The 21,053-nt window shown below is 73.0% G+C and carries 14 protein-coding genes and 1 tRNA gene; 6 read left to right on the top strand and 9 right to left on the bottom strand.

The genetic code is table 11. From position 1 onward, the window contains the following. Positions 1-71: 71 nt before the first annotated feature. Positions 72-1,280, top strand: coding sequence for an aminotransferase class I/II-fold pyridoxal phosphate-dependent enzyme (locus LEL83_RS01385; RefSeq protein ID WP_225557469.1), 1,209 nt, complete (start codon positions 72-74; stop codon positions 1,278-1,280). Between the two features lie 31 nt (positions 1,281-1,311). Here LEL83_RS01385 and LEL83_RS01380 read toward each other — a convergent pair whose 3' ends face one another. The 4 genes from LEL83_RS01380 to LEL83_RS16110 form a co-directional block, all read right to left on the bottom strand. Continuing rightward, a complete protein-coding gene (locus tag LEL83_RS01380) occupies positions 1,312-2,151 on the bottom strand; it encodes a carbon-nitrogen hydrolase family protein (protein WP_225557468.1) in 840 nt (279 codons plus the stop codon). Between the two features lie 197 nt (positions 2,152-2,348). Continuing rightward, positions 2,349-2,425, bottom strand: a tRNA-Met gene (locus LEL83_RS01375). Positions 2,426-2,488: 63 nt separating this feature from the next. Next, positions 2,489-5,521, bottom strand: a complete 3,033-nt coding sequence (locus LEL83_RS01370) for a UPF0182 family membrane protein (RefSeq protein WP_225557467.1) — start codon at positions 5,519-5,521, stop codon at positions 2,489-2,491. A 165-nt stretch (positions 5,522-5,686) separates the two neighbouring features. Beyond that, positions 5,687-6,796, bottom strand: coding sequence for a YlbL family protein (locus tag LEL83_RS16110; protein ID WP_225557466.1), 1,110 nt, complete (start codon positions 6,794-6,796; stop codon positions 5,687-5,689). A 152-nt stretch (positions 6,797-6,948) separates the two neighbouring features. Here LEL83_RS16110 and LEL83_RS01360 point away from each other — a divergent pair, with 152 nt between their 5' ends. Together LEL83_RS01360 and LEL83_RS01355 are read left to right on the top strand one after the other, a co-directional pair. Next, on the top strand, positions 6,949-8,388 hold the full coding sequence (locus tag LEL83_RS01360) for a zinc-dependent metalloprotease (protein ID WP_225557465.1): 1,440 nt from the start codon (positions 6,949-6,951) through the stop codon (positions 8,386-8,388). A gap of 60 nt (positions 8,389-8,448) precedes the next feature. Then, positions 8,449-9,306: a TOMM precursor leader peptide-binding protein gene (locus LEL83_RS01355; protein ID WP_225557464.1), complete on the top strand. Its 858-nt coding sequence runs from the start codon at positions 8,449-8,451 to the stop codon at positions 9,304-9,306. Here LEL83_RS01355 and LEL83_RS01350 read toward each other — a convergent pair. Continuing rightward, a complete protein-coding gene (locus LEL83_RS01350; RefSeq protein WP_225557463.1) occupies positions 9,197-10,963 on the bottom strand; it encodes an ATP-dependent helicase in 1,767 nt (588 codons plus the stop codon). The two genes, LEL83_RS01355 and LEL83_RS01350, sit on opposite strands and share 110 nt — an antisense overlap. Continuing rightward, on the bottom strand, positions 10,960-11,895 hold the full coding sequence (nudC, locus tag LEL83_RS01345; protein WP_225557462.1) for an NAD(+) diphosphatase: 936 nt from the start codon (positions 11,893-11,895) through the stop codon (positions 10,960-10,962). Before nudC ends, LEL83_RS01350 begins: the two co-directional genes overlap by 4 nt. A gap of 116 nt (positions 11,896-12,011) precedes the next feature. On the opposite strand from nudC, the gene LEL83_RS01340 reads away from it, so the two are divergent. Next, on the top strand, positions 12,012-13,010 hold the full coding sequence (locus LEL83_RS01340) for a phosphotransferase (RefSeq protein WP_225557461.1): 999 nt from the start codon (positions 12,012-12,014) through the stop codon (positions 13,008-13,010). A 111-nt stretch (positions 13,011-13,121) separates the two neighbouring features. Here LEL83_RS01340 and LEL83_RS01335 read toward each other — a convergent pair whose 3' ends face one another. Together LEL83_RS01335 and LEL83_RS01330 are read right to left on the bottom strand one after the other, a co-directional pair. After that, positions 13,122-16,421 (bottom strand): ATP-dependent helicase, encoded by a 3,300-nt coding sequence (locus LEL83_RS01335; protein WP_225557460.1) that lies wholly within the window; start codon positions 16,419-16,421, stop codon positions 13,122-13,124. Further along, a complete protein-coding gene (locus tag LEL83_RS01330) occupies positions 16,418-19,573 on the bottom strand; it encodes a UrvD/REP family ATP-dependent DNA helicase (RefSeq protein ID WP_225557459.1) in 3,156 nt (1,051 codons plus the stop codon). Before LEL83_RS01330 ends, LEL83_RS01335 begins: the two co-directional genes overlap by 4 nt. 129 nt (positions 19,574-19,702) lie before the next feature. Here LEL83_RS01330 and LEL83_RS01325 point away from each other — a divergent pair, with 129 nt between their 5' ends. Together LEL83_RS01325 and LEL83_RS01320 are read left to right on the top strand one after the other, a co-directional pair. Continuing rightward, positions 19,703-19,927 carry a DUF3107 domain-containing protein gene (locus LEL83_RS01325; RefSeq protein WP_198657930.1) on the top strand — a complete coding sequence of 75 codons (225 nt, stop codon included), beginning with the start codon at positions 19,703-19,705 and terminating at the stop codon, positions 19,925-19,927. A gap of 4 nt (positions 19,928-19,931) precedes the next feature. Beyond that, a complete protein-coding gene (locus LEL83_RS01320; protein WP_225557458.1) occupies positions 19,932-20,228 on the top strand; it encodes a hypothetical protein in 297 nt (98 codons plus the stop codon). Between the two features lie 58 nt (positions 20,229-20,286). Here LEL83_RS01320 and LEL83_RS01315 read toward each other — a convergent pair whose 3' ends face one another. Further along, positions 20,287-21,003 (bottom strand): ferritin-like fold-containing protein, encoded by a 717-nt coding sequence (locus LEL83_RS01315; RefSeq protein WP_225557457.1) that lies wholly within the window; start codon positions 21,001-21,003, stop codon positions 20,287-20,289. Positions 21,004-21,053 lie beyond the last annotated feature (50 nt).

The raw sequence follows: 21,053 nt of genomic DNA, 5'->3' as shown, positions 1-21,053 counted from the left end.
CTGCCGGAACCGGCCGGTTAGGTTGGATCCGTGCGACGCGGCACGACGCCACGTGCACGGGAAGGGACGACATGCGCCAGGCAGGACCGTGGCTGCGAGCCGCCGAGGGAGCCATGCTGCTCGGACCCGACGGCGTCCCGGCGCCGACCGTGTTCGCCGAGATGAGCGCCCTCGCGGCGAGCACCGGCGCGGTCAACCTCGGGCAGGGGTTCCCCGACGAGGACGGCCCCGCCGAGGTGCTCGAGGCGGCGGTCCGCGCGATCCGGGACGGTGCGAACCAGTACCCGCCCGGACGGGGCACCCCGGACCTCCGCGCGGCCGTGGCCGAGCACCAGCAGCACTGGTACGGACTCGACGTCGACCCCGACCGCGAGGTCCTGGTCACCGCGGGCGCCACGGAGGCACTGGCCGCGACGCTCCTCGCGCTGGTCGAGCCCGGCGACGAGGTCATCACGTTCGAGCCCTTCTACGACGCCTACGGCGCACTCATCCGGCTGGCGGGCGGCGTCCACGTCACGGTGCCCCTCAGCGCACCGGACTTCCTGCCGGACGACGACACCCTGCGCGCTGCGTTCACCGACCGCACTCGCGCCGTGCTCGTGAACACCCCGCACAACCCCACCGGCCGCGTCCTGCCCACCGAGGTGCTGCAGACGATCGTCGAACTCGCCACCGCGCGCGACGCCGTCATCGTCACCGACGAGGTGTACGAGCACCTGACCTTCGGGGTCCCGCACACGCCGATCGCGTCCCTGCCCGGCGCCGCCGAGCGGACCGTGTCGGTGTCGAGCGCCGGCAAGACGTTCAACACCACGGGCTGGAAGATCGGCTGGCTGACCGCTCCCCCGGCGCTCGTCGACGCGATCACCACCGTCAAGCAGTACCTGACGTTCGTCAACGGCGCGCCGTTCCAGCCTGCGGTCGCCGTCGGGCTCCGGTTGCCCGACGAGGTCTTCACCGGCATCGCCGCCGAGCTCAGCGCCAAGCACGAGCTGCTCGCCGCCGGGCTGCGGGCCGCCGGGTTCGACGTGCTGCGGCCGGACGGCGGGTACTTCGTGCTCGCCGACGCCGCCCCGCTCGGGTACGACGACGCACGGGCCCTGTGCCTCGAGCTCCCGACGACGGCCGGTGTCGCCGGCGTGCCGGTCTCGGCATTCGTCCACCCGGACCGCGTCGCCGGCTACCGCTCGCTCGTGCGCTTCGCGTTCTGCAAGCGCCGCAGTGTGCTCGAGGACGCCGCCGCCCGTCTCGCGACCCTCGGAGCGCGCCGCGACGCCTGAGCGGTGACCACGTCGGGACGGGACGGACGCGTCAGCGCTGCGCCGCTCCTCCAGACCGGCCGCGCAGCGCGACGTCGTACCGACGGAGCGACAGCGACGGGTTCACCTGTCGGACCGCGTCGGTGACGGCGGTGTCGATCGTCGCGACGAGCGTGCCGGGCGTGGCGCCGGCCGAGGCGACCGCGACACCGGACGGGTCGAGCACGACGGACGCACCGATGCCGACCGGCGGTGTCTGGCCGACCCCGACGACCCAGACCGTGTTCTCGATGGCACGAGCCGTGAGCAGGGTGCGCCAGTGGTGTTCCTTGCCGGGTCCGCGGACCCACTCCGCGGGCAGGACGACGACGTCCGCCGCCCCGGACTCGGCGGCGGCGAGTCGGCGGGTGACCTCGGGGAAGCGCAGGTCGTAGCAGGTCTCGAGACCGACACGGACCCCGTCGAGCTCGAACACCGGCAGCTGACCGGGGTCGCCCGGTTCGATGCGATCCGACTCCCGCGAGCCGAAGGCGTCGTAGAGGTGCACCTTCCGGTACGTGACGGCCAGCTCGCCGGACGGGAGCACCGCGACCAGGGTGTTCCGGAACCGATCCGGTGTGTCCGCGGACTCGGCGACCCCGACGACCAGGGCGATGCCGGTCGCGCGGGCGACGTCGCGCAGACCGGAGACGAACGGGCCGTCCAGGGGTTGCGCGGCGGCCACGAACCGGTCGTCGATCTCCGCGGTGAAGTACGAGGTGTACTCCGGCGTGACCAGGAGGTCCGCTCCCCGGGCTGCGGCCTCGGCGGCGGCGGCGCGGACGGTCTCGAGGTTGACGGCGGGGTCGTCCACGGGGGCGAACTGTGCCGCCGCGATGGTGAGGGTGGCCATGGGGCGAGCGTACTCGGCGGGTGGGAGGCGGCCCGGGCGACGGCGAGCGGGCGGCCGGGTCGGCGGGCCTCCGGTGGGCGGCTGGCCGGGTTGGCGGGCCTCCGGTGGGCGGCTGGCCGGGTCGGCGGCCAGCTGGCCCGCGGCGGCGGTACGACGAAGGCCCCGGTCCGAGTGGACCGGGGCCTTCATGTGACGCTTGGTTGCGGGGGCAGGATTTGAACCTACGACCTCTGGGTTATGAGCCCAGCGAGCTACCGAACTGCTCCACCCCGCGGCACATCTGTAAGCGTACACGGGGCCGTGGCGGGACACAAATCGAGTGCCCCGCCACGGTGTGTCAGTCGCCGCTCTCGGCTGCGGTGGCCGCCTCGATGGCGTCCTGCAGGCGCTGGTCGGCCTCGGCTGCGGCGACCAGGTCGTTGTCGGCGTATGCCTGCTGACGGTCCCGCAGCGCGTCGTTCGCCTCGGAGAGCGCCTGCTGCAGGGCGTCGTTGTCGACGGTCCCGGAACCGGTGGAGCCGCCGGTCGAACCGCCCGTCGAGCCGGAGTCCGAGCCCGTGTCGGAGTCGGACCCCGAGTCGGAGTCGGACCCGGTGTCGGAACCCGAGCCGGAGCCGGAGCCGGAGCCGGAACCGGAACCGCTCGCGCCCGAGTCGCCGGCCGACGCGCCGGAGTCGCCACCGAACAGCGAGTTGAGCGCTTCGTCGAGGGTGTCCTCGAACGCGACCTTGTCGCCGAAGGCCACGAGGACCTTCTGCAGCAGCGGGTACGAGCCGCTCGAGGTCGACTGCACGTACACGGGCTGCACGTACAGGAAGCCGCCACCCACCGGCAGGGTCAGCAGGTTGCCCTGCTTCACCGTCGAGTTGCCGCGCTTCAGGATGTTCAGCTCCTGCGACACCCGCGAGTCACCGTTGAACAGGCTCTGCACCTGGCCGGGGCCGGGGATGTTGTCCGTCTTCGGCATCGTCAGCAGGGTGAGCTTGCCGTACCCGGACGCCTTCTCGCCCTTGCCTGCGCCACCCGCGTCGGAGTTCACCGCCAGGTACCCGGTGAGCACGTTGCGGTTGTTCGCCCCGGCCGACTGCTGCGGGATGTACGTCGTGTACAGCGAGTAGGCGGTCCCCTGCCCCGGCACCTTCATCGTGAGGTAGTACGGGTCCTGCAGGTTCGCGCGGCTCGTGGTCGTCGTCTGGGCACCCAGCGCGTTGGCGTTCGCGTTGCCGTTCGCATTGCCGTTCGTCGTCGTGTTCGCGGTGTCGGCGTCACCGTCCGACGTCGCGGTCGTCGTCGGCTCCTGCGGCGTGTTCCACGCGTCGTCGCCCGAGTAGAACGAGTTCGCGTTGGTCACGTGGTACGTGCCCAGGATCGAGCGCTGCACCTTGAACAGGTCGGTCGGGTAGCGGACGTGGTCGAGGAGCTCGGCGCTCATGCTCGAGACGGCCTTCGTCGACGTCGGGAAGATCTTCTGCCACGTCTTGAGCACCGGGTCCTCGGTGTCCCAGGCGTAGAGCGTGACCTTGCCGGTGTACGCGTCGACGGTGGCCTTGACCGAGTTGCGGATGTAGTTGACCTGGTCGGTCCGGTACGTCGAGGACTCCTCGCCCGCGATGCTGTCCGACAGGCTCTGGCTCTGCGAGTACGGGTAGGCGTCGCTCGTGGTGTACCCGTCGATGACCCACTGGATGCGGTTGTCGACGATCGCCGGGTAGGCGTCGCTGTCGACCGTCAGGTACGGCGCGACCTTCTGGACGCGCGTGATCGGGTCGCGGTCGTACAGGATCTGCGAGTCGCTGTTGACCGCGTCCGACAGCAGGATCTGCTCCGACTGGAACTTCGCCGCGTAGACGAGCCGGTTGAAGAAGTTGCCGACGCTCGGTCCGCCGTCGCCGGCGTAGGTCGTCGTGGCGTTGCCACCGTTCTCGTCGTCCGAGCCGGCCGGGTAGTCGAGCTCGACGTCCTTCGTGCCCTCGGGCGCCCCGACGATCGAGTACGGCGGCGAGGTCTCGCCGAAGTACACGCGCTGCTGGAACTTGCCGAGCGCGCCGTTCGAGGGGATGCCGGACTCGAGGAACACCGGCTTGCCGTCGCTCGCGCGCTGGTTGCCGTAGGCCGCCGTCGCGCCGTAGCCGTGCGTGTAGACGAACGCGCGGTTGTACTGCGTGTTCGCGGCGTTGCTCAGGCCACCGAGGTCGATGTCGCGCACCGCGATCACGGTGTCCTCGGTCTCACCGTCGACGTCGTAGCGGTCGACGTCCAGCTCCTTGGGGAACTGGTAGTACTGCCGGTACTGCTGCAGCTGGCTGAACGTGTCGGAGACGATCTTCGGGTCGATGAGGCGGATGTTCGCCGTGGTCTGCGCGTCCTGCGCGAGGGCACCGGAGCTCGCCTCGGTCGTGGCGTCGTAGTTCTGCTCCTTGACGCCGGAGACCCCGTACGCGTCGCGGGTCGCCTTGATGTTCCGCTCGATGAACGCCGACTCGAAGGTGCGCTCGGACGGCTTGACCTGCAGGCGCTGGACGATCCAGGGGTAGATCCCACCGATGACGATGGCCGCCACGAGGAGCAGGCCGGTGCCGACGATGGAGATGCGCCAACGGCCGATGACCGCCGTGACGATGAAGAGCAGCGCGACGATCGCGGCGATGCCCGCCATGATCTCGCGACCCGGGATCACCGCGTTGACGTCGGTGTACTGCGCACCGGTGATGAGCGAGTTCGACTTCGTCAGTGCCGCGTACTGGTCGAGCCACAGGCTGACGGCCTGCAGGGCGACGTACAGCGCGGCGGTCACCGCGAGCTGGATCCGGGCTGCCCGGGAGATGCGGACCTCGCGACCGCCGAAGCGCAGCGCGCCGTAGAGGTAGCAGGCGGCGAGGGCGGCGAGCCCGGAGATGAGCACGACCGCCGACGAGTAGGCCACGACCGAGCGCCAGAACGGCAGCTCGAACACGTAGAAGCCGATGTCCAGACCGAACTGCGGATCGGTCTTGCCGAACGGCGTGCGGTTGAAGTACTCGAGCACCATGCTCCAGCGGCCGGCCGTCGAGAGGCCGGCGAAGATGCCGAGCACCACGGGGATGCCGATCATCACCGCGCGGCGCAGCGGTTCGATGACCTGCTGGTAGCGGTCGAGCTGCGAGTTCAGCTTCGCGTAGACCGGCCGGAACCGGAAGGCGAGCCCGATGCTCACGAAGACGGGGACGGCCATGCCGAGGAAGCCCGCCAGGAACATCAGGGTCCCTGCGATCCAGCGGACGGTCAGCACCTGCTGGAACCCGAGCTGCGCGAACCACGCGTAGTCGGTGTAGAGGCTGGCGAAGATGAAGAAGCCGATCACCAGTGCGGCCAGCACGATGATCGTGACCACGATCGGGACCCGCGGCGAACGCCGCCCCGAGGTGGACGAGGTTGTCGTCACTTGATGTGCTCCAGACGTGTCGGACCGGCGGGCCCGGCTCGCGGCGGGCCGTCAGTGACTCTGATCCTATGGGACGGGAGCAGACCTGAAGCTGTACGGAGTGTCAGGAACGCGTCAGGAGTCGCAGCGGGCGAGCCCGGCCGTGCTCTCGCCGTCCGCGATCGTCTGCAGGTCCGTCACGGCCTGGTCGAGCGTCGTGACGCTGTACACGTCGAGGCCGTCGGGGACGTGGCCCACGACCTCGTCGCAGTTCTCGGCCGGAGCCAGGAACACCGTGGCCCCCGCGTCCGCGGCACCGTGGAGCTTCTGGCGGATGCCGCCGATCGGCCCGACCTCGCCCTGCGCGGTGATCGTCCCGGTGCCCGCGACGTGCTTGCCGCCGTTGAGCTTGCCCGGGGTGATCTCGTCGATGATCCCGAGCGCGAACATCATGCCGGCCGACGGCCCGCCGACGTCCTGCAGGCGGATGGACACCTTGAAGGGGAAGTCGTAGCGCTCGGTGACGCCGACCCCGAGGAGCGCCGTGCCCTGCTCGCTGCGCGGCGTCACCTCGATCTGCTTCGTCGCCCCGTCGCGTTCGACCGTGACGGTGGCGGGCTTCGCGGTGCCGTGCTCGGCGACCAGTGCGCGGAGCGACGAGGCGTCGGCGTTCACGGTGAGCGGGGTGCCGTCGAAGGCGGTGACGACGTCGCCCTCCTCGATCACGCCGTCGGCGGCGGACCCCTCCTGGACGGTGCCCACCTCGAGCTGCGTCGGCAGGTCGTTGCCCTGCTGGATCAGGGCGGCGGCGACGGCGGACTGCTGCGACGCGCGCATGTCGGCGGAGTCGCGCTCGTTCACCTGTTCGGTCGTGGTGCCGCTCGGGTAGACCGCCTCGACGGGGATGACCGCCTGCGATGGGCTGAAGACCGCGCGCACGACGCTGGTCCACGACGGCCGGTTGGTGGCGTCGCCCTGGATGCCGACGGTCAGCATGTCCAGGGCGCCGCCGGTCGGGTACGTCTCGTGCCCCGAGACCTGGATGAGCTTCACCCGCTCGGCGTCCTTGCCCGTGCCCTGCTCCTGCGTGCCGATCGTGTTGTAGACCGGGCCGGGCACCTCGATGAGGTACGGGCTGGGCAGCACGCTCGCGAGCAGTCCGAGCACCACGGCTCCGATGACGAAGGCCCAACCGACGGTGCGGGAACGGGAGCGACGACGGGGCGCGGGGGCGAAGAGGGTCACGCGGGGTCCTTCCGGGTGGGCACCCGCGCCTGCCGGCGGAGGTGGGGACGCACGCCTGACGGCGGAGCTGTTCGCCCTGGGCGCAGCGCTCCGGGCGTTCCCACGGGGGCGTCCCAGGCGCGGCCACGTGAGCAGCGATTAGCGTAGTCGGCATGCCTGATGAACCACAGCCGGGGCCGGACGACGACTTCCAGGAGATGCTGCGCAAGCTGCTCTCGGGCGAGGGGCAGATCGACCCGTCGCAGCTCGCCGGCGCCGCGGGCCTGCCGAACGACCCGGCGTTCGTGGCGAACCTGATGAGCCAGCTGCAGCGTGCGGCGCAGTCCGGCGGCGACGGCATCGACTTCTCGGCCACGGTGGAGCGCGCGACCGCGATCGCCCGGGAGGGCGGACACCCGGTCGACCCCGCGACCTCGCAGGCGGCCGACCAGGCGTTCCAGGTCGCGGCCCTGTGGCTCGACGAGGTCACGACGGTGGCCGAGCTCACGGCGACGCCGAGCCTCTACACGCGAGAGCAGTGGGCGAAGGCGACGACACCGGTGTGGACCCAGATCGCCGAGCCGGTGGCGTTCAGCATCGCCGACGCGCTCACCGAGGCCATCGACCAGCGCGCGCCGGAGCAGCTCAAGGCCATGCTCGGCGACGTCTCGAAGGCGATGCGCGGCATCGGCGGAGCCCTCTTCGCGATCCAGCTCGGGCAGGTCGTGGGACAGCTGTCGAAGGAGGTCGTGTCCGGCGGCGACGTCGGTGTGCCGCTCCTCGACGAACAGGTCGCCGCGCTCCTGCCGCAGAACGTCGCCGAGTTCGCCGAGGGGCTCGACGTCGCCGAGGACGAGGTCCGCATCTACCTGGCGGTCCGCGAACTGGCGCACGCCCGACTCTTCCGCTCGGCACGCTGGCTCCGGCTGCACATCATCTCGTCCATCACCGACTACGCCCGCGGGATCCACATCCCGTTCGACCGCGTCGAGGAGCTGGCCGCCGACATCGACCCGACGAACCAGGAGCAGCTGCGCGACGCGCTCGCCTCGGGTGCCCTCATCCCGCCGCGGACGCCGGAGCAGGACGCCGCCCTCGCCCGCCTGGAGACCATGCTCGCGCTGGTCGAGGGCTGGGTCGACACGGTCACGGCGGCAGCCACCGCCCGGCTGCCGAAGGCCGGGGCCATCGCCGAGATGGTCCGACGGCGTCGTGCGGCCGGTGGTCCCGCCGAGTCCGCCTTCGCCACGCTGGTCGGCCTGGAGCTCCGCCCGCGTCGACTGCGCGAGGCGGCCGCGATGTGGCAGCGCGTGACCGACGAGCTCGGGGCCGAGCAGCGGGACGCCCTGTGGTCGCACTTCGACCTCGTGCCGACCTCGGAGGACGTCGACGCTCCCGAGGCACTCGTGGCCCGGCTGCGCGATCCCGGGCAGTCCCCCGAGGACGACGCCTTCGACCGTGCACTCGAGGACCTGCTGAACGACGCCACCGGCGCGCGTCCGCACGAGGACGAGTCCGGTCGCGTCGCCGACGACCCGACCGACGGGACCAGCCCCGACGACGCCGACGACGACCACGACGACCAGTCCGGCACCGGCGACCGACCCCGCTGAGTTCTCCACAGATCCACCCCGTGACCCCACGCGTGCCGACCGCTCCGGCACCGTGGGGTCATGGGCATCCGCATCGATCCGACACTCGAGTTCGTCTGGCGTGACCCCGTCACGGTGCAGCTCGGCGTCGATCCCCCGCGTGCCGTCGTGGCCGTCCCGACGACGAGCGAGGAACGGTTCCTCTGCGGCCTCCGCCGCGAGACCGGCCACGAGGCACTGTCCGGCCTCGCTGCCGCGTCGGGCTGCGCACCGCAGACCGCCGCGCGGGTGCTCGGCGCTGCCTCGCCCGCGGTGGTCGAGGTCCTGCCGGAACCGCTCGAACGCATCGAGGTGCACGGGAGCGGCGCCCTCGCCGACACGCTGGCGTCCTTCCTGTCCGGCGAGGGCGTGACCGTCAGCCGGACCGTCCCCGTGCCCGGCGAGCCGGTGCCCCTGCCCGACCCCGAACCCCGGCTCGCCGTGGTGGTCGCCGACCACGTGGTGGACCCGGCGCTCCGCGCCGCGTGGAGCCGCCGCGACGTGCCGCACCTGGCGGTCGTGGTCGGCGACGGACGCGTCCGTCTCGGGCCGTTCGTGGTGCCGGGAGCCGGGCCGTGCCTCCAGTGCGCGGAGTTCGCACGGGCCGACGCGGATCCGGCCTGGCCCGCGATCGCAGCGCAGCTCTGGGGCCGCAGGCCCGCGCCGCTGTCGCCGTGGCGGACCGCGGCGGTGGCCGCGGCCGCGACGCGGCTGCTCGTCCAGCGTCTCCCGCTCCGCACGCAGCGGCCGGACCCCGACCAGCTCGTCTTCGAGCGGGAGGACCTGTCGGTCAGCCGTTCGCCGGTGCGGCCCCATCCGCGGTGCGCGTGCCGAGCGCTGCCAGGAACCGACTCGGAGTCCGGGCTCCCCCACGCGTGGAGCCCTGTTGCGACCACGTGATCGTCACCGAGCGGCGGGCTCGGGTCAGCCCGACGTAGAACAGACGCCGTTCCTCGTCCACCTCGGTGTCCGTCGTCGCGTGCGAGATCGGCAGGAGCCCCTCGGCAGCGCCCGCGATCACGACGTGCGGCCACTCCAGGCCCTTCGACGAGTGCAGCGTGGCGAGGGTCACGGCGTCGACCTCGGGTTCGTGGTGCGTCGCCGCACGGTCCACCAGGTCCTGCGTGAACTGCTGCATCGTCGTGCCGGCCGGGGCGTCCTCGGCGAGCCCCATGATCGCCTGCAGCGCCTCCCACTGCTCGCGCACGGCGCCCGTGCCCTCCGGAGGCGTCGGCGTCCACCCGCTGACCTGCAGCACCAGCCGGACCCGCCGGGTCAGCTCGTCGTCGGTCTGCCGGATCGCCTCGCCGCGCATGTGGTGCACCGCGAGCTTGACCTCGGGACGGTTGAAGAACCGGGTGCCGCCCTGCACCCGGTACGGGATCTGGTTGCGCCCGAGCGCCGACTCGAGCGCGGCCGACTGCGCGCCGACCCGGAACAGCACGGCACAGTCGCCGTACGAGGCACCGGCAGCGACGAGCTCGGTGATCCGACGGGCGATCGTCTGGGCCTCGTCCCCGTCGTGCACGCAGGGCAGCACCTCCGGTTCGGGCCCGGGGCCCTGGGTCTGGGCGACGAGGTCGAGTGCGCCCGGCTGGCCGCGCATCAGGGTGTTGGCCGCGTGCACGACCTCGCGGGTGGAGCGGTAGTTCCGCTCGAGCCGCACGACCGATCCGCGGGGGAACTCCGAGCCGAACCCGAGCAGGTAGTCGCTCGAGGCCCCGGCGAACGAGTAGATCGTCTGGCTGGCGTCCCCGACGACGCACAGGTCGTCGCGGCCGCCCAGCCAGGCCCGCAGCAGGTCGTGCTGCACGGGCGAGACGTCCTGGTACTCGTCGACGACGAAGAACCGGTACTGCTGCCGGACGTACGACGCCACACGCGGCTCGGACTCCACCATGCCGAGGGTCGCGAGCAGGACGTCCTCGAAGTCGAGCTGCCGACGGTCGTCCTTGAGCCGCTCGTACGCCTTCATCAGGTCGATGACCCGGCGGGGCGTGGTGTCGCGCGGCATCACGCGATCGGCCGCGGCGGCCTCGTACTCGTCGAGGGTGAGCATCTGCACCTTGCGCCACTCGACCTCGGCGGCCAGGTCGCGGAGCACGGGGGTGTCGACGTGCATGCCGACGGTGTCCGCCGCGTGCGCGATCATCCGGCCCTTCGACTCCACGATCTTCGGGGCGTGGCCGCCGACGGTGTCGGGCCAGAAGTAGCTGAGCTGGGCCATCGCCGCGGCGTGGAACGTGCGTGCCTGCACGGTGCCGGCGCCGAGCGAGCGCAGCCGGGAGCGCAGCTCACCCGCGGCTCGCGTGGTGAAGGTCAACGCGAGCACGTGGTTGGGCGCGTAGGTCCCCGTCGCGACGCCGTAGGCGATGCGGTGCGTGATCGCGCGCGTCTTCCCGGTGCCGGCGCCGGCCAGCACCGCGACCGGTCCGAGCAGGGTGCGGGCGACGGTGCGCTGTTCGGCGTCGAGCGCGGCGAGCAGTTCGTCGGGCGACGGCGGCCGGGGCTCGACGGACCCTGCTCCGGCGGCAGCGGCCGGACCAACGGTGCTCACGGCAGGTCCAGCGGCCCGCCGTACCACTCCTCGATGACGGCGCGGGCGATCGAGGTACGACCGGGCAGCAGCAGAGTGTCCCCGGCGCGTTCGCGGATCTCGTCGCGCGAGAACCACCGCACGTCCAGGATCTCGACGCCGTCGGGGCGGGCCGTCGTCGGGTCGCCGTCGACCGCCCGGGCGCGGAACCCGACCATGAGCGACGCGGGGAACGGCCACGGCTGCGAGCCGAGGTACTCGGGCTCCTCGACGCGCACCCCGGACTCCTCCCACACCTCGCGCCGGACGGCGTCCTCCAGGGACTCCCCCGGTTCGACGAAGCCGGCGAGCAGCGAGTACCGGTTCGCATCCCACGCGGCGTTCGAGCCGAGCAGGATCCGGTCGTCGGCGTCGACGACCCCGACGATGATCGCGGCGTCGGTGCGCGGGAAGTGGTCGTGGCCTTCCGGGTCGCGACGCACCCAGCCGCCGCTCACGACGTCGGTCGCGGAGCCCGTCCGCGGGGAGAACCCGTGCACCGCGTGCCAGTTCGCCATCGCGACGGCCTCGACGGCCAGGCCCTGGTCGCGCGCGGACAGCTCGGTGCCGAACATGCGCAGGCTCTGCCAGGCGTCGTCGCGGGCCTCGATCGCGGCGGCGGTGGCGTCGTCGACGAGCGCGGCGACGAACCGGGTCCCGGCGGGGGCGTCGGCGGCGTCGGAGACGGCACGGCCCAGGTACAGCGTCACGGTGCCCTCGGGGACCTCGGCGGCCGTGACGAAGCGCAGGGCGCCGTCGGCGTTCCGGAGCATCTCGGCCCCGCGCAGGGGCAGGTACCGGGTGGCCGGGTCCTCGCGCAGGACACGCTCGAGGTCGTCGGTGGTGCGGAACTCGGCGTCGCGGTCGAGTTCGTTGCGGGAGAGCGGGAGCCGGGCGGCGAACTCGACGGTCACGGCGGGAGAGCTCCTCGGATCGGGTGCGGACGTGCGGGGGACGTGCGGCAGGCGTGCGGCCCGCCGAACAGCGTGGCGTGCAGCTCTGTGCGCGTCACCCGCCTACCCTGAGGGGCATGGCGGGATCCCAGTTCACTCTAGCCGCGTTGGCGACGACGGCCGTTCCCGGTCTCCTCGTCACGGGCACGCGCACGCTCGGCTCGGCCGCGGCCGGCGACTACGAGTCGGCGCTCCTCCGCGACGCCGACGGCTCCGAGCTCGTCATCCGCCGTCCGCGCAACCAGCGGGCCGAGGCCCGGCAGTCGGCTGACCTCGTCGCGATCCGTGCGCTGAGCGCCGGCATCCGCACGCGCCTGCCGTTCGGTGTGGTCGAGTACCGCGGCCAGGCCCCGATCGGGTCCACCCGCGCCATCGTGACGACGCGTCTGCCCGGCACGCACCCCACCCTCGCGTCCCTCGTCGACCGCCCCGACCTTGCTACCAGTGTCGGTCGCGCCGTCGCCGCGGTCCATCAGCTGCCGACGAGCTTCGTCTCCGACGCCGGCCTGCCGTCGCTCACCCCGTTCGAGGTGCTCCGGTCCGCGGTCTCGGTGATGGACCGTGCGGTCGCGACGAAGCTCGTCCCCGCCGCCCTGGTGGAGCGCTGGGAGGGCGCCGCGCGCGACCAGCAGCTCTGGCAGTTCACCCCGACCGTCGTGCACGGCTCGCTCGGCACGGGCTCGTTGCTCGCCGACGGCGACGCCGTGAGCGGGATCCTCGACTGGGGCGAGCTCCGGCTCGGCGACCCCGCGAAGGACCTCGCGTGGGTGCTGGCCGGCCGACGCGATGCCTTCGACACCGTGCTCAGCGCCTACGAGGCGAACGGCGGCGGCCGCGACCGGCAGCTCGCCCAGCGTGCCCGGGTGCACCACGAGCTCGAGACGGCGCACTGGTTGCTGCACGGCGTGCAGGCGAAGAGCACCGAGGTCGTCGACGACGCGGTCGCGATGATGCACCGACTCGTCGACCAGGTGCACGCGCCGAGCGCGGAACCGTTGCAGTCGGTGTCGCCCGAGACGATGGAGATCGGCGAGGTCGAGCAGCTGCTGTCCTCCACCGAGCGCCGGCACGGCTGACGCGACCGACTGGAGACCCGGTGCCGGTCCGGCGGACCGACACCGGGCCTCCAGGGCGCAGCGCGACGGGCGCGCTCCGGGTGCAGGACGCCACCCGCGCGACGCAGGACGTCAGCTGCCGACGGCCGCGCTCCAGGCGCGTTCGAGTCCGGCGCGGTCCAGCAGCTCCGTGGGGCGCACCTCGAGGTCGTCGGCGACGAAGTAGAACACCGCGTCGACCTCGGCGAGCGGTCGGCCGGTGAACTCGGCGTAGGCGACACGGTACAGCGCCAACTGCAGGGTCCGGCGCGCGAGGTCCTCGGCTCCCGACGGCGCCTTGCCGGTCTTCCAGTCGACGACCTCGGCACGCCCGTCGATCTCGTACACGGCGTCGAGCTTGCACACGACGCTGTGCCCGAGGAACGGGATGTGGATCTCGCGCTCGACCTCGACCGGCGTGCGCCCCGCCCACCGTGACCGCGCGAACGTGGCCTGGAAGTCGGCGAGCCGCCGAGCATCGTCGTCGGTGACGACCGCGTCCGCGGAGGCGTCGACGCGGTCGTCGGCGTCGAGGTCGAGTTCGCCGTCCCAGACGTCGAGCGTCTCGAGGGCTCCGCCGCTCCGAGCACGCTGCTCCACCCACTGGTGGAACAGCGTGCCGAGTCGCGTCGCCCGGTACGGGCGCTCCGGCATGGGACGACGGAGCCGCTCGGCCACCGAGTCCGGCTCGGTCAGGTAGTCCTTGAAGCCCGACGCGGGGACGCGGTGCGGGACCGCGACCGCGTGCTTCGCGTTCCGGGTCGCGGCCCGCTCGGCGAGCAGCAGGTCGATGTCGGCGGCGAAGCGACCCGCGGCACCCGGGTTGGCGTTCCGCACCCGCTCGGCGGCGGCCAGGACACGGGGTGCGCGCTGCCCGAACGGAACGTGGGGCCAGGACTGGGTGGCGCCACTCTCGCCCATCGGGTTCTCGTCGTGCACGGTGGTCTCGGGGATCACCGCACCGTCGATGACGTCGGCGTCCACCAGGTCACGCAGGTACCGGCTCGGCTCGGTCGGACGGACCCCGCCTGCCCAGAACGAACCGGACACCAGCAGGTCGTGACGCGCGCGGGTGAGCGCGACGTAGGTGAGTCGGCGTTCCTCGTCCTCGTTGCGGGCCTTCACCTGCTCCTTGAAGGCGTCGATCGCCGTGGTGACGTCCTTCTGGGTCTCCTGCCCGCGCCACGCCAGGCGGGGCAGCTCGGCGGCGTCCCCGCGGAACTCGTACGGCAGTCGGCCGAAGCCGAGCCACCCGGAGGCCCCTTCCTGCGGGCGTGCCGGCAGCCCGCCCTCGACCATCCGCGGCACCGCGACGGCGTCCCACTCCAGTCCCTTGGAGCCGTGGATCGTCAGGATCTGGACGGTGCCGGCCTCCGGCTCCTCGGACCGTGGCCCCATGTCGTCGCGCCGGGCCGCGGCGTCGATCCACCCCAGGAACGACCCGAGGTCGGCGCGGTCGTCGGTGGCCACGAAGCCCGCGAGTTCGTCGACGAACGCGTCGAGGTACGCGCCGCTCCCCTGCTCGTGCGCGGCGACCTCGATGTCCAGGCGCATCTCCTGCACCACGAGGGTCACGAAGTCGACCAGGTCGCCGCCGGCCCGCGACCGGAGCACGGCGAGCTGCGCGCCCAGCTCCCGCATCCGCGCACGGCCGGCCGGCGTGATGGCCTCGAGCGCACCGTGCTCGTCGGGAGCCGTCGCGACGAAGTCGAGCGCGTCGACGATCGAACCGTGCTCCCCCGCCGCGACCGACGCCCGGAACGCCGCCGTCAGGTCGTCGTCCAGACGCTGGTGCGTGTGGTCGCGCTGGAACAACCAGCTCGCCAGCCGGTGCAGTGCGACGATGTCCGCCGCTCCCACTCGCCACCGCGCCCCGGCGAGGAGGCGGATCAGGTCGTTGCCGGCGGCCGGGTCGTGCAGCACCCGGAGGCAGGCGACCAGGTCGACGATCTCCGGACGCTGCAGCAGACCGCCGGTGCCGAGCACGTGGTACGGCACGCCGCGTGCGCCGAGCGCCGCCGTGAACGCCGCCAGGTCCTTCCGTGCGCGGAGCAACAGCGCCATCGACGTCGATGCGTCCCGCCGCCGGTGGTCCTGGAACCACGCGGCGACCTCGTCGGCTTCCTCCGGCAGGGTCTCCGGGAACACGACCCGGACGGCCCCGGCGTCGGCACCGGGTCGCGGGGACAGCCGCTCGACGGCGACCTCGGACGCCTCGGACAGCGGCGCGACGACGGCGTTCGCGCCAGCGAGCACGTCGACCGGGTTGCGCCAGCTCGTCGACAGGGCGAACGTCACCGGTCGTGCCGCGTCCGCCTCGTCACCGCCGAAGTCGTGCGGGAACCGGGCGAGGTTCGCGGCACTCGCACCGCGGAAGCCGTAGATCGACTGGTGCGGGTCGCCGACGGCCATCACCGAGTGTCCGCGGAACAGCCGGGCGAGGAACCGCGTCTGCACCACCGAGGTGTCCTGGTACTCGTCGAGCAGCACCACGCGGTACCGCTGCCGCAGGTCGGTGACGACCCGCGGGGCGGACTCGGCCGCCGCGAGTGCGAGGGCGATCTGGTCGGAGAACTCCACGAACCCGCGGTCGATCTTCTGCCGACGGAACTCCGCGACCAGGTCGGCCAGCGGGTCGAGCGCACCGATCGCCGCGACCGCGTCGGTGATGGCCTTGTACGGCTTGCCACGGTTGCCGGGCAGCTCGAGCAGGCCGGAGAACTCGACGGCGAACCGGCGCAGGTCCTCCGGTTCGACGAGGTGCTCGGACGTGGCCCCGGCGAGCGCCACGACGGCGGCGGTCAGGGTGTCGACGTCGCGGTCGAGGCCCGCCAGGCGGTCGTCGCGGGCGGCCACCACGACCCGGCGGGCGAGCTGCCACGCGGATGGTTCGGTGAGCACCTGCGACTCGCCGTCACGGCCGACGAGCAGTGCGTTCTCGCGGAAGACGGCGTTCGCGAAGGCGTTGTACGTCGAGACGGTGGGGGCCTCGAACGCGTCGCCCGGCGTGATCAGGCCGACTTCCTCCAGCGCGCGGATGCGGTCGTTGATGCGGACGGACAGTTCGCCGGCGGCCTTGCGCGTGAACGTCAGTCCCAGGACCTCGTCGGGACGGACGAGCCCGTTGGCCAGCAGCCAGACCACGCGGGAGGCCATGGTCTCGGTCTTCCCACTGCCGGCGCCCGCCACGACCAGGGCCGGCACGAGCGGCGACTCGATGACGGCGCGTTGCTGGGCCGTGGGCCGCGGGCGACCGAGTGCGTCGGCGACGGCGTCGGCCCCGTGCCGGATGACGGGCGGCGCAGCGGCCGGGTCCGGCACAGCAGCCGTGCTCGCCGTGTCCGCCGCGTCGGACGTGCCGACCGTGCCCGCGGCGTCGGACGTGTCGCTCACCAGGTCACCTCCGCCACCACGTGGATCCGGCACTCGACGCCGGTCCGGGCCTTCTCGCAGTGGTCGTCCACGTTGGCCACGAAGGTCCGCCCCGCCATCCCACGGGCCACCCCGTGCAGACGCTCACGGTAGGCCTCGCGCGCGACCTCGTCGAAGGCGTGCTGGGTGCGCTCCGAGAAGGCGTTCCCCCCGCGGGCGTTCTGCACGAACACCAGCCGCGCATCGGTCATCGGTGACCCGGCGGGGACGCCCTCGACGGCGCCGTCCTCGACCGCCAGCTGGTAGGCGCCGAGCTGCGGGTGTTCCGGCATGTCCTTCTTCTCGCTCGGCATCCACCGCCCGGTCTTCAGGTCGACGACGCTGACCCGCCCCTCCGGGTCGACCTCGATGCGGTCGATGCTGCCGCGGATCCGGGCGGGGCCGGTGACGAGCGCGAACGAGGTCTCGGCGCCGAGCAGTCGACGGCCGGCGCTGGCGAACGTCCGCAGGTAGTCGCTGAGCCCTTCGATCATCCGACGGGTCCGTGCGCGCTCACGGTCCGCCACCCACGGCGACTCGAAGGTCAGCTCGTCCCAGCGCCCCTCGACCCGCTCCCACAGCGACTCGACGTCGATCGCGGTCGCGTGCTCCATCGCCTCGTGCACGATCGTCCCGATGCCCATCGCCGGACTCGGGGCGCCGCCGCCGAAGGTCTGCGCGAACCAGTGCACGGGGCACTCCTCGAACGTCCCGATCCGCGACGGTGACACCGAGACGGTCGGCGGGACGGGCTCGCCGTCCTCGACCTCCGGCACCGGTTCGGCGTCGAGGTCGACCAGCGGGGCCTCGGTCGTCGGCTCGGCGAGTCCGTACCACTCGCCGGGGTCGGCCCCGGGCACCTCGGCCGCGGCGAGCCGCGCCAGGGCCGATGCTGCCTCGTGGTCACCGGACGCCACGACCCGGCGGCGGAGCGATCCGGCCAGACCGCGCAGCGACAGCGGGTGCACGGTCGGCTGTCGGTCCGGCGGCACCGGCACCAGTCGGACGAAGGGCGACGGGGACTCGTCGTCGTTGGCGACCGTGCCGATCACGACCTGGGTGGTGGCGCGGGACACCGCGCGGGCGAACAGCCGGAGTTCGTCGGCGACCACCGCGGCGCGGTCGTCGATCGGGGATCGCTCGACGCCGGCGGCTGCGCGTACCAGGCCGTCCGGGTCGAGCAGGCTGCCGCGCACCCGGGTGTTCGGCCAGACGCCGTCCTGCAGACCGAGCACCACGACGACGTCGCACTCGAGTCCGATGGTGGCCGACGGGGTGAGGACCCGGACCCGCCCGGCCGTGCGGTCGGGACCGATGGAGTCCTCGGGCAGGTCAGCGCCGAGCAGGTCGTCGACGAAGACCCGGGCGGGGGCGTCCGGCGTGCGCTCGACGAACCGCTTCGCCGCCGTGAAGAGCCCGACCACCGCGTCGAGGTGCCGGTCGGCCTCGCCGGCACCGACGCCACCCGCGGCGGACTGCGCACCCCAGGACCCGGCCAGCCCGCTGCGCTCCCAGAGCCCCCAGAGGATCTCCTCGATGCTCGAACCGGCCTGCGCGTCGGCCCGGGCCTGCACCAGGCTGCGCGCGAGCCGGGTGGCACGCCGCGCGAACCCGGCGTCGACCGTGGCCAGTCGTTCCGGTGCGCCGAGGGCGTCGACCAGCAGCTCGTCGGCCGTCCGGGTGCCGTCGCCCGCGAGCTCCTCGCGACGCAGGGCGAGCCGGAGCCGACGCATGGCCAGGGTGTCGAGCCCGCCGAGCGGCCCGGTCGCGAACGCGGTGGCCAGGGCGGCGTCGAGCGGCAGGACGTCGAGCGCCACCGCCGCCGCGTCGAGCAGCGCGCGTGCCGCGGTGTCGTCGCGCGGGCGGACGGGCGCGGCTCCCGCCGTCGCGGGGACCTCGGCGACGGAGAGCGCACGGACGAGTTCCGGGATCGCGGCACCGCTGCGGGTGACGACGGCCATCCGGTGCCACGGCACACCGTCGAGCAGGCGGTGTTCGCGCAGTCGTCGGGCGATGGCCACCACGAGCGCGGAACGGCTCGGTGCCTCCAGGTGGAGCACCGCGTCGGGACGGGTGTCCGCGTCGTCCGCCGTCGCGCCGCGCTGCCGGCCGGCGGCGGCGGTGCCGATCCGTCCGGTGACCGCCGAGACGAGGGCGCGGACCGGAGCGCTGTGGCGGTGCACGGCGCTGAGGAACAGGGTCTCGACGTGGTCGACGCCGAGCCGCGTCGCGAGCCGGCCGAGCACGTCGGGTTCGGCGCCGCGGAAGGCCGACGCGGCGATGTCGGGGTCGCCGAACGCCACGACCTGCACGCCCGACCGCGCGAGCGCCCCGAGCAGGGCGACCTCGCCCTCGACGAGTTCCTGGGTGTCGTCGACGACGACCATCCGCAGCGCGGCGATGCTCGCGGGGAGTTCGCCCCGCAGCACGGCGGCGGTGGCGAAGGCGACGAGCTCGCCGGAGTCGAGCGCGGTGGGCCGGAACGCGGTGACGGACGCCCGGTACTCGTCGACGAAGTCGCCGACCGCCCGCCACTCGGGTCGGCCGAGCTCGCCGCCGAGGTCGCGCATGTCGTCGGGCTCGACGCCGGCGGCGACCGCGCGCATCATCACGTCACGGAGCGCGGTCCGGAACCCGGCACGCTCCCGCACCACGGCCGTGATGGGGTCCGGCCAGTCCGGACCGGTGCCGTCGAGCTCGTGCCCGGCGAGCAGGTCGGCGATGATGCGGTCCTGCTCGCCACCGGTCAGGAGCGTCGGCGGCTCCTGTCCCTGGACGTCGGCGGCGTGCGTCACGATCTGGAAGGCGAGCGAGTTGACGGTGCGGGCCAGCGCTCCCGGCACCACGCGGTCGACCGCGACCGCCAGCCGGTCACGGAGCGCCGTGGCCGCGGTGCGGGCCGAGGTGAGCGCGAGCACCGTCGCGTGGCCGTCGGGGCTGATCGCGCCGGGACGGTTCATGCGTGCCGCCACGAGCCGCGCCAGCGTCGTGGTCTTGCCCGTGCCCGGTGCGCCGATCACCGCCGCGTGGCGGTCGTCGGGCAGTGCCAGGACCGCGGCCTGGGAGGGGTCGTCGACCAGTGCCCGCGCGACCCCGGTGTCGGCGGGGGCGGGCGTCAACGTGGTCTTCGGCACGCTCGTACGGTACCCAGGACCGCCGACAGCACGGGTGCGCAACGCGCGGGGCGGGAACCGCGCGATGGGTGGTGTGCGCCGGCGGCGAACGCCCGGTACCGCACGGGGCCGCTCGGATACGCTGTGCTCGTGGACATCAAGATCGGCATCATCAACAGCCCGCGCGAGATCGCGTTCGAGACCGCCCAGACCGCGGACGAGGTCGAGAAGGCCGTGTCCGAGGCCCTCGCGGCGAAGTCGACCCACCTGTCGCTGCAGGACGAGAAGGGCCGCCGGTTCATCGTCCCCGTCGCAGCACTGGCGTACGTCGAGGTCGGCGCGGAAGAGGCACGGCGCATCGGCTTCGTCGCCTGACGACGTGGAACTGCTCCTCGCCGTCATCGGCGGTCTGGTCCTCGGGGCGATCGCCCACGTGGTCCTGCCGTGGCGGTCCAGTCGCGGTGTGCTCGTCGGCCCCGCGGTCGGCGGCATCGCCGCGGCCGTGCTCTGGGAGGCCCTGACCTGGGCGGGCTGGCGGTACGACGGCACCTGGATCTGGGTCGTCGCCCTGATCGGTGCCGGACTCGTGGCGGTCGTCGTCGCGTGGCTGCTCGGCACCCGACGTGAGCGGCAGGACGCCGCGTACTACGAGCAGCTCGCCGCCCGCGGCGCCTGAACCACCGAGCACCGGGGCCGCCCGGGCGAGACCTGACTCCCGGACCGTCCGACGCTGCTCAGGCCGTCAGGCCGAGGGCGTCCATCCGCCGGGTGTGCGCGGCGATGAGTTCCGTCCACACCGGCTCGAGCCGCTCCTGGTCCTCACGGGCGTGGGACGCGAGCGCCGACCGGGCCACGAGCAGGGTGTCCCCGACGAGCCGTCGGCCCCACATCGCCAGGCGCGACCCGATCTGCGGGTCGTCCTCGATGTGGGCCGTGAGCTCCTCGACGACCGCGGCCTCCTCGCGTGCGTCGAACACCGAGCGCAGCCGCTGGCGGACGTCGATCGGCAGCGAGCGCAGCAGGTTGCCGAACAGGTCGTTCAGGATGCCGGCCGTGACGTACCCGGTGAGCATCGATTCGTACCAGTCGGCACCGCTCGTGCGCTCGAGGAACAGGTCGATCGCCTCGCGGTGCGGAGCCATCAGTGCCGCGGGGTCCTCGCCGATGCGCTCGATCTCGGCCACGATCGTGCGGTGCCGCTCGAGCGCGGTGGTCGCGAGCACGCCCGTGACGAGCCGACCGGACAGCGTCGGGGCCGATGCGCCGGCACGCCCCATCGTCTCGTAGACCGAGAGCTGCAGGTAGGCGGCCTGCCCGAGGTACACGTCGAGTTCAGGACTGACGTCGTCGAGCGCGAGGCGCCCGACCTGAGCGGCTCCGCGCGGGTTCCGCGACGCGAGCCACGCGGCTGCGAGCTGCGCCGCGCGCTTCCGGTTCCACCACGACACCACGCCCCAAGCATACGGGTCGCACCGGCCCGCGCCGCCCGTCGCACCCCGGA

Source organism: Curtobacterium oceanosedimentum (assembly GCF_020297365.1).
Lineage (GTDB): Bacteria > Actinomycetota > Actinomycetes > Actinomycetales > Microbacteriaceae > Curtobacterium.
Note: the sequence above shows the minus strand (reverse complement) of the source record. Positions and strands in the feature narration are given on the sequence as shown.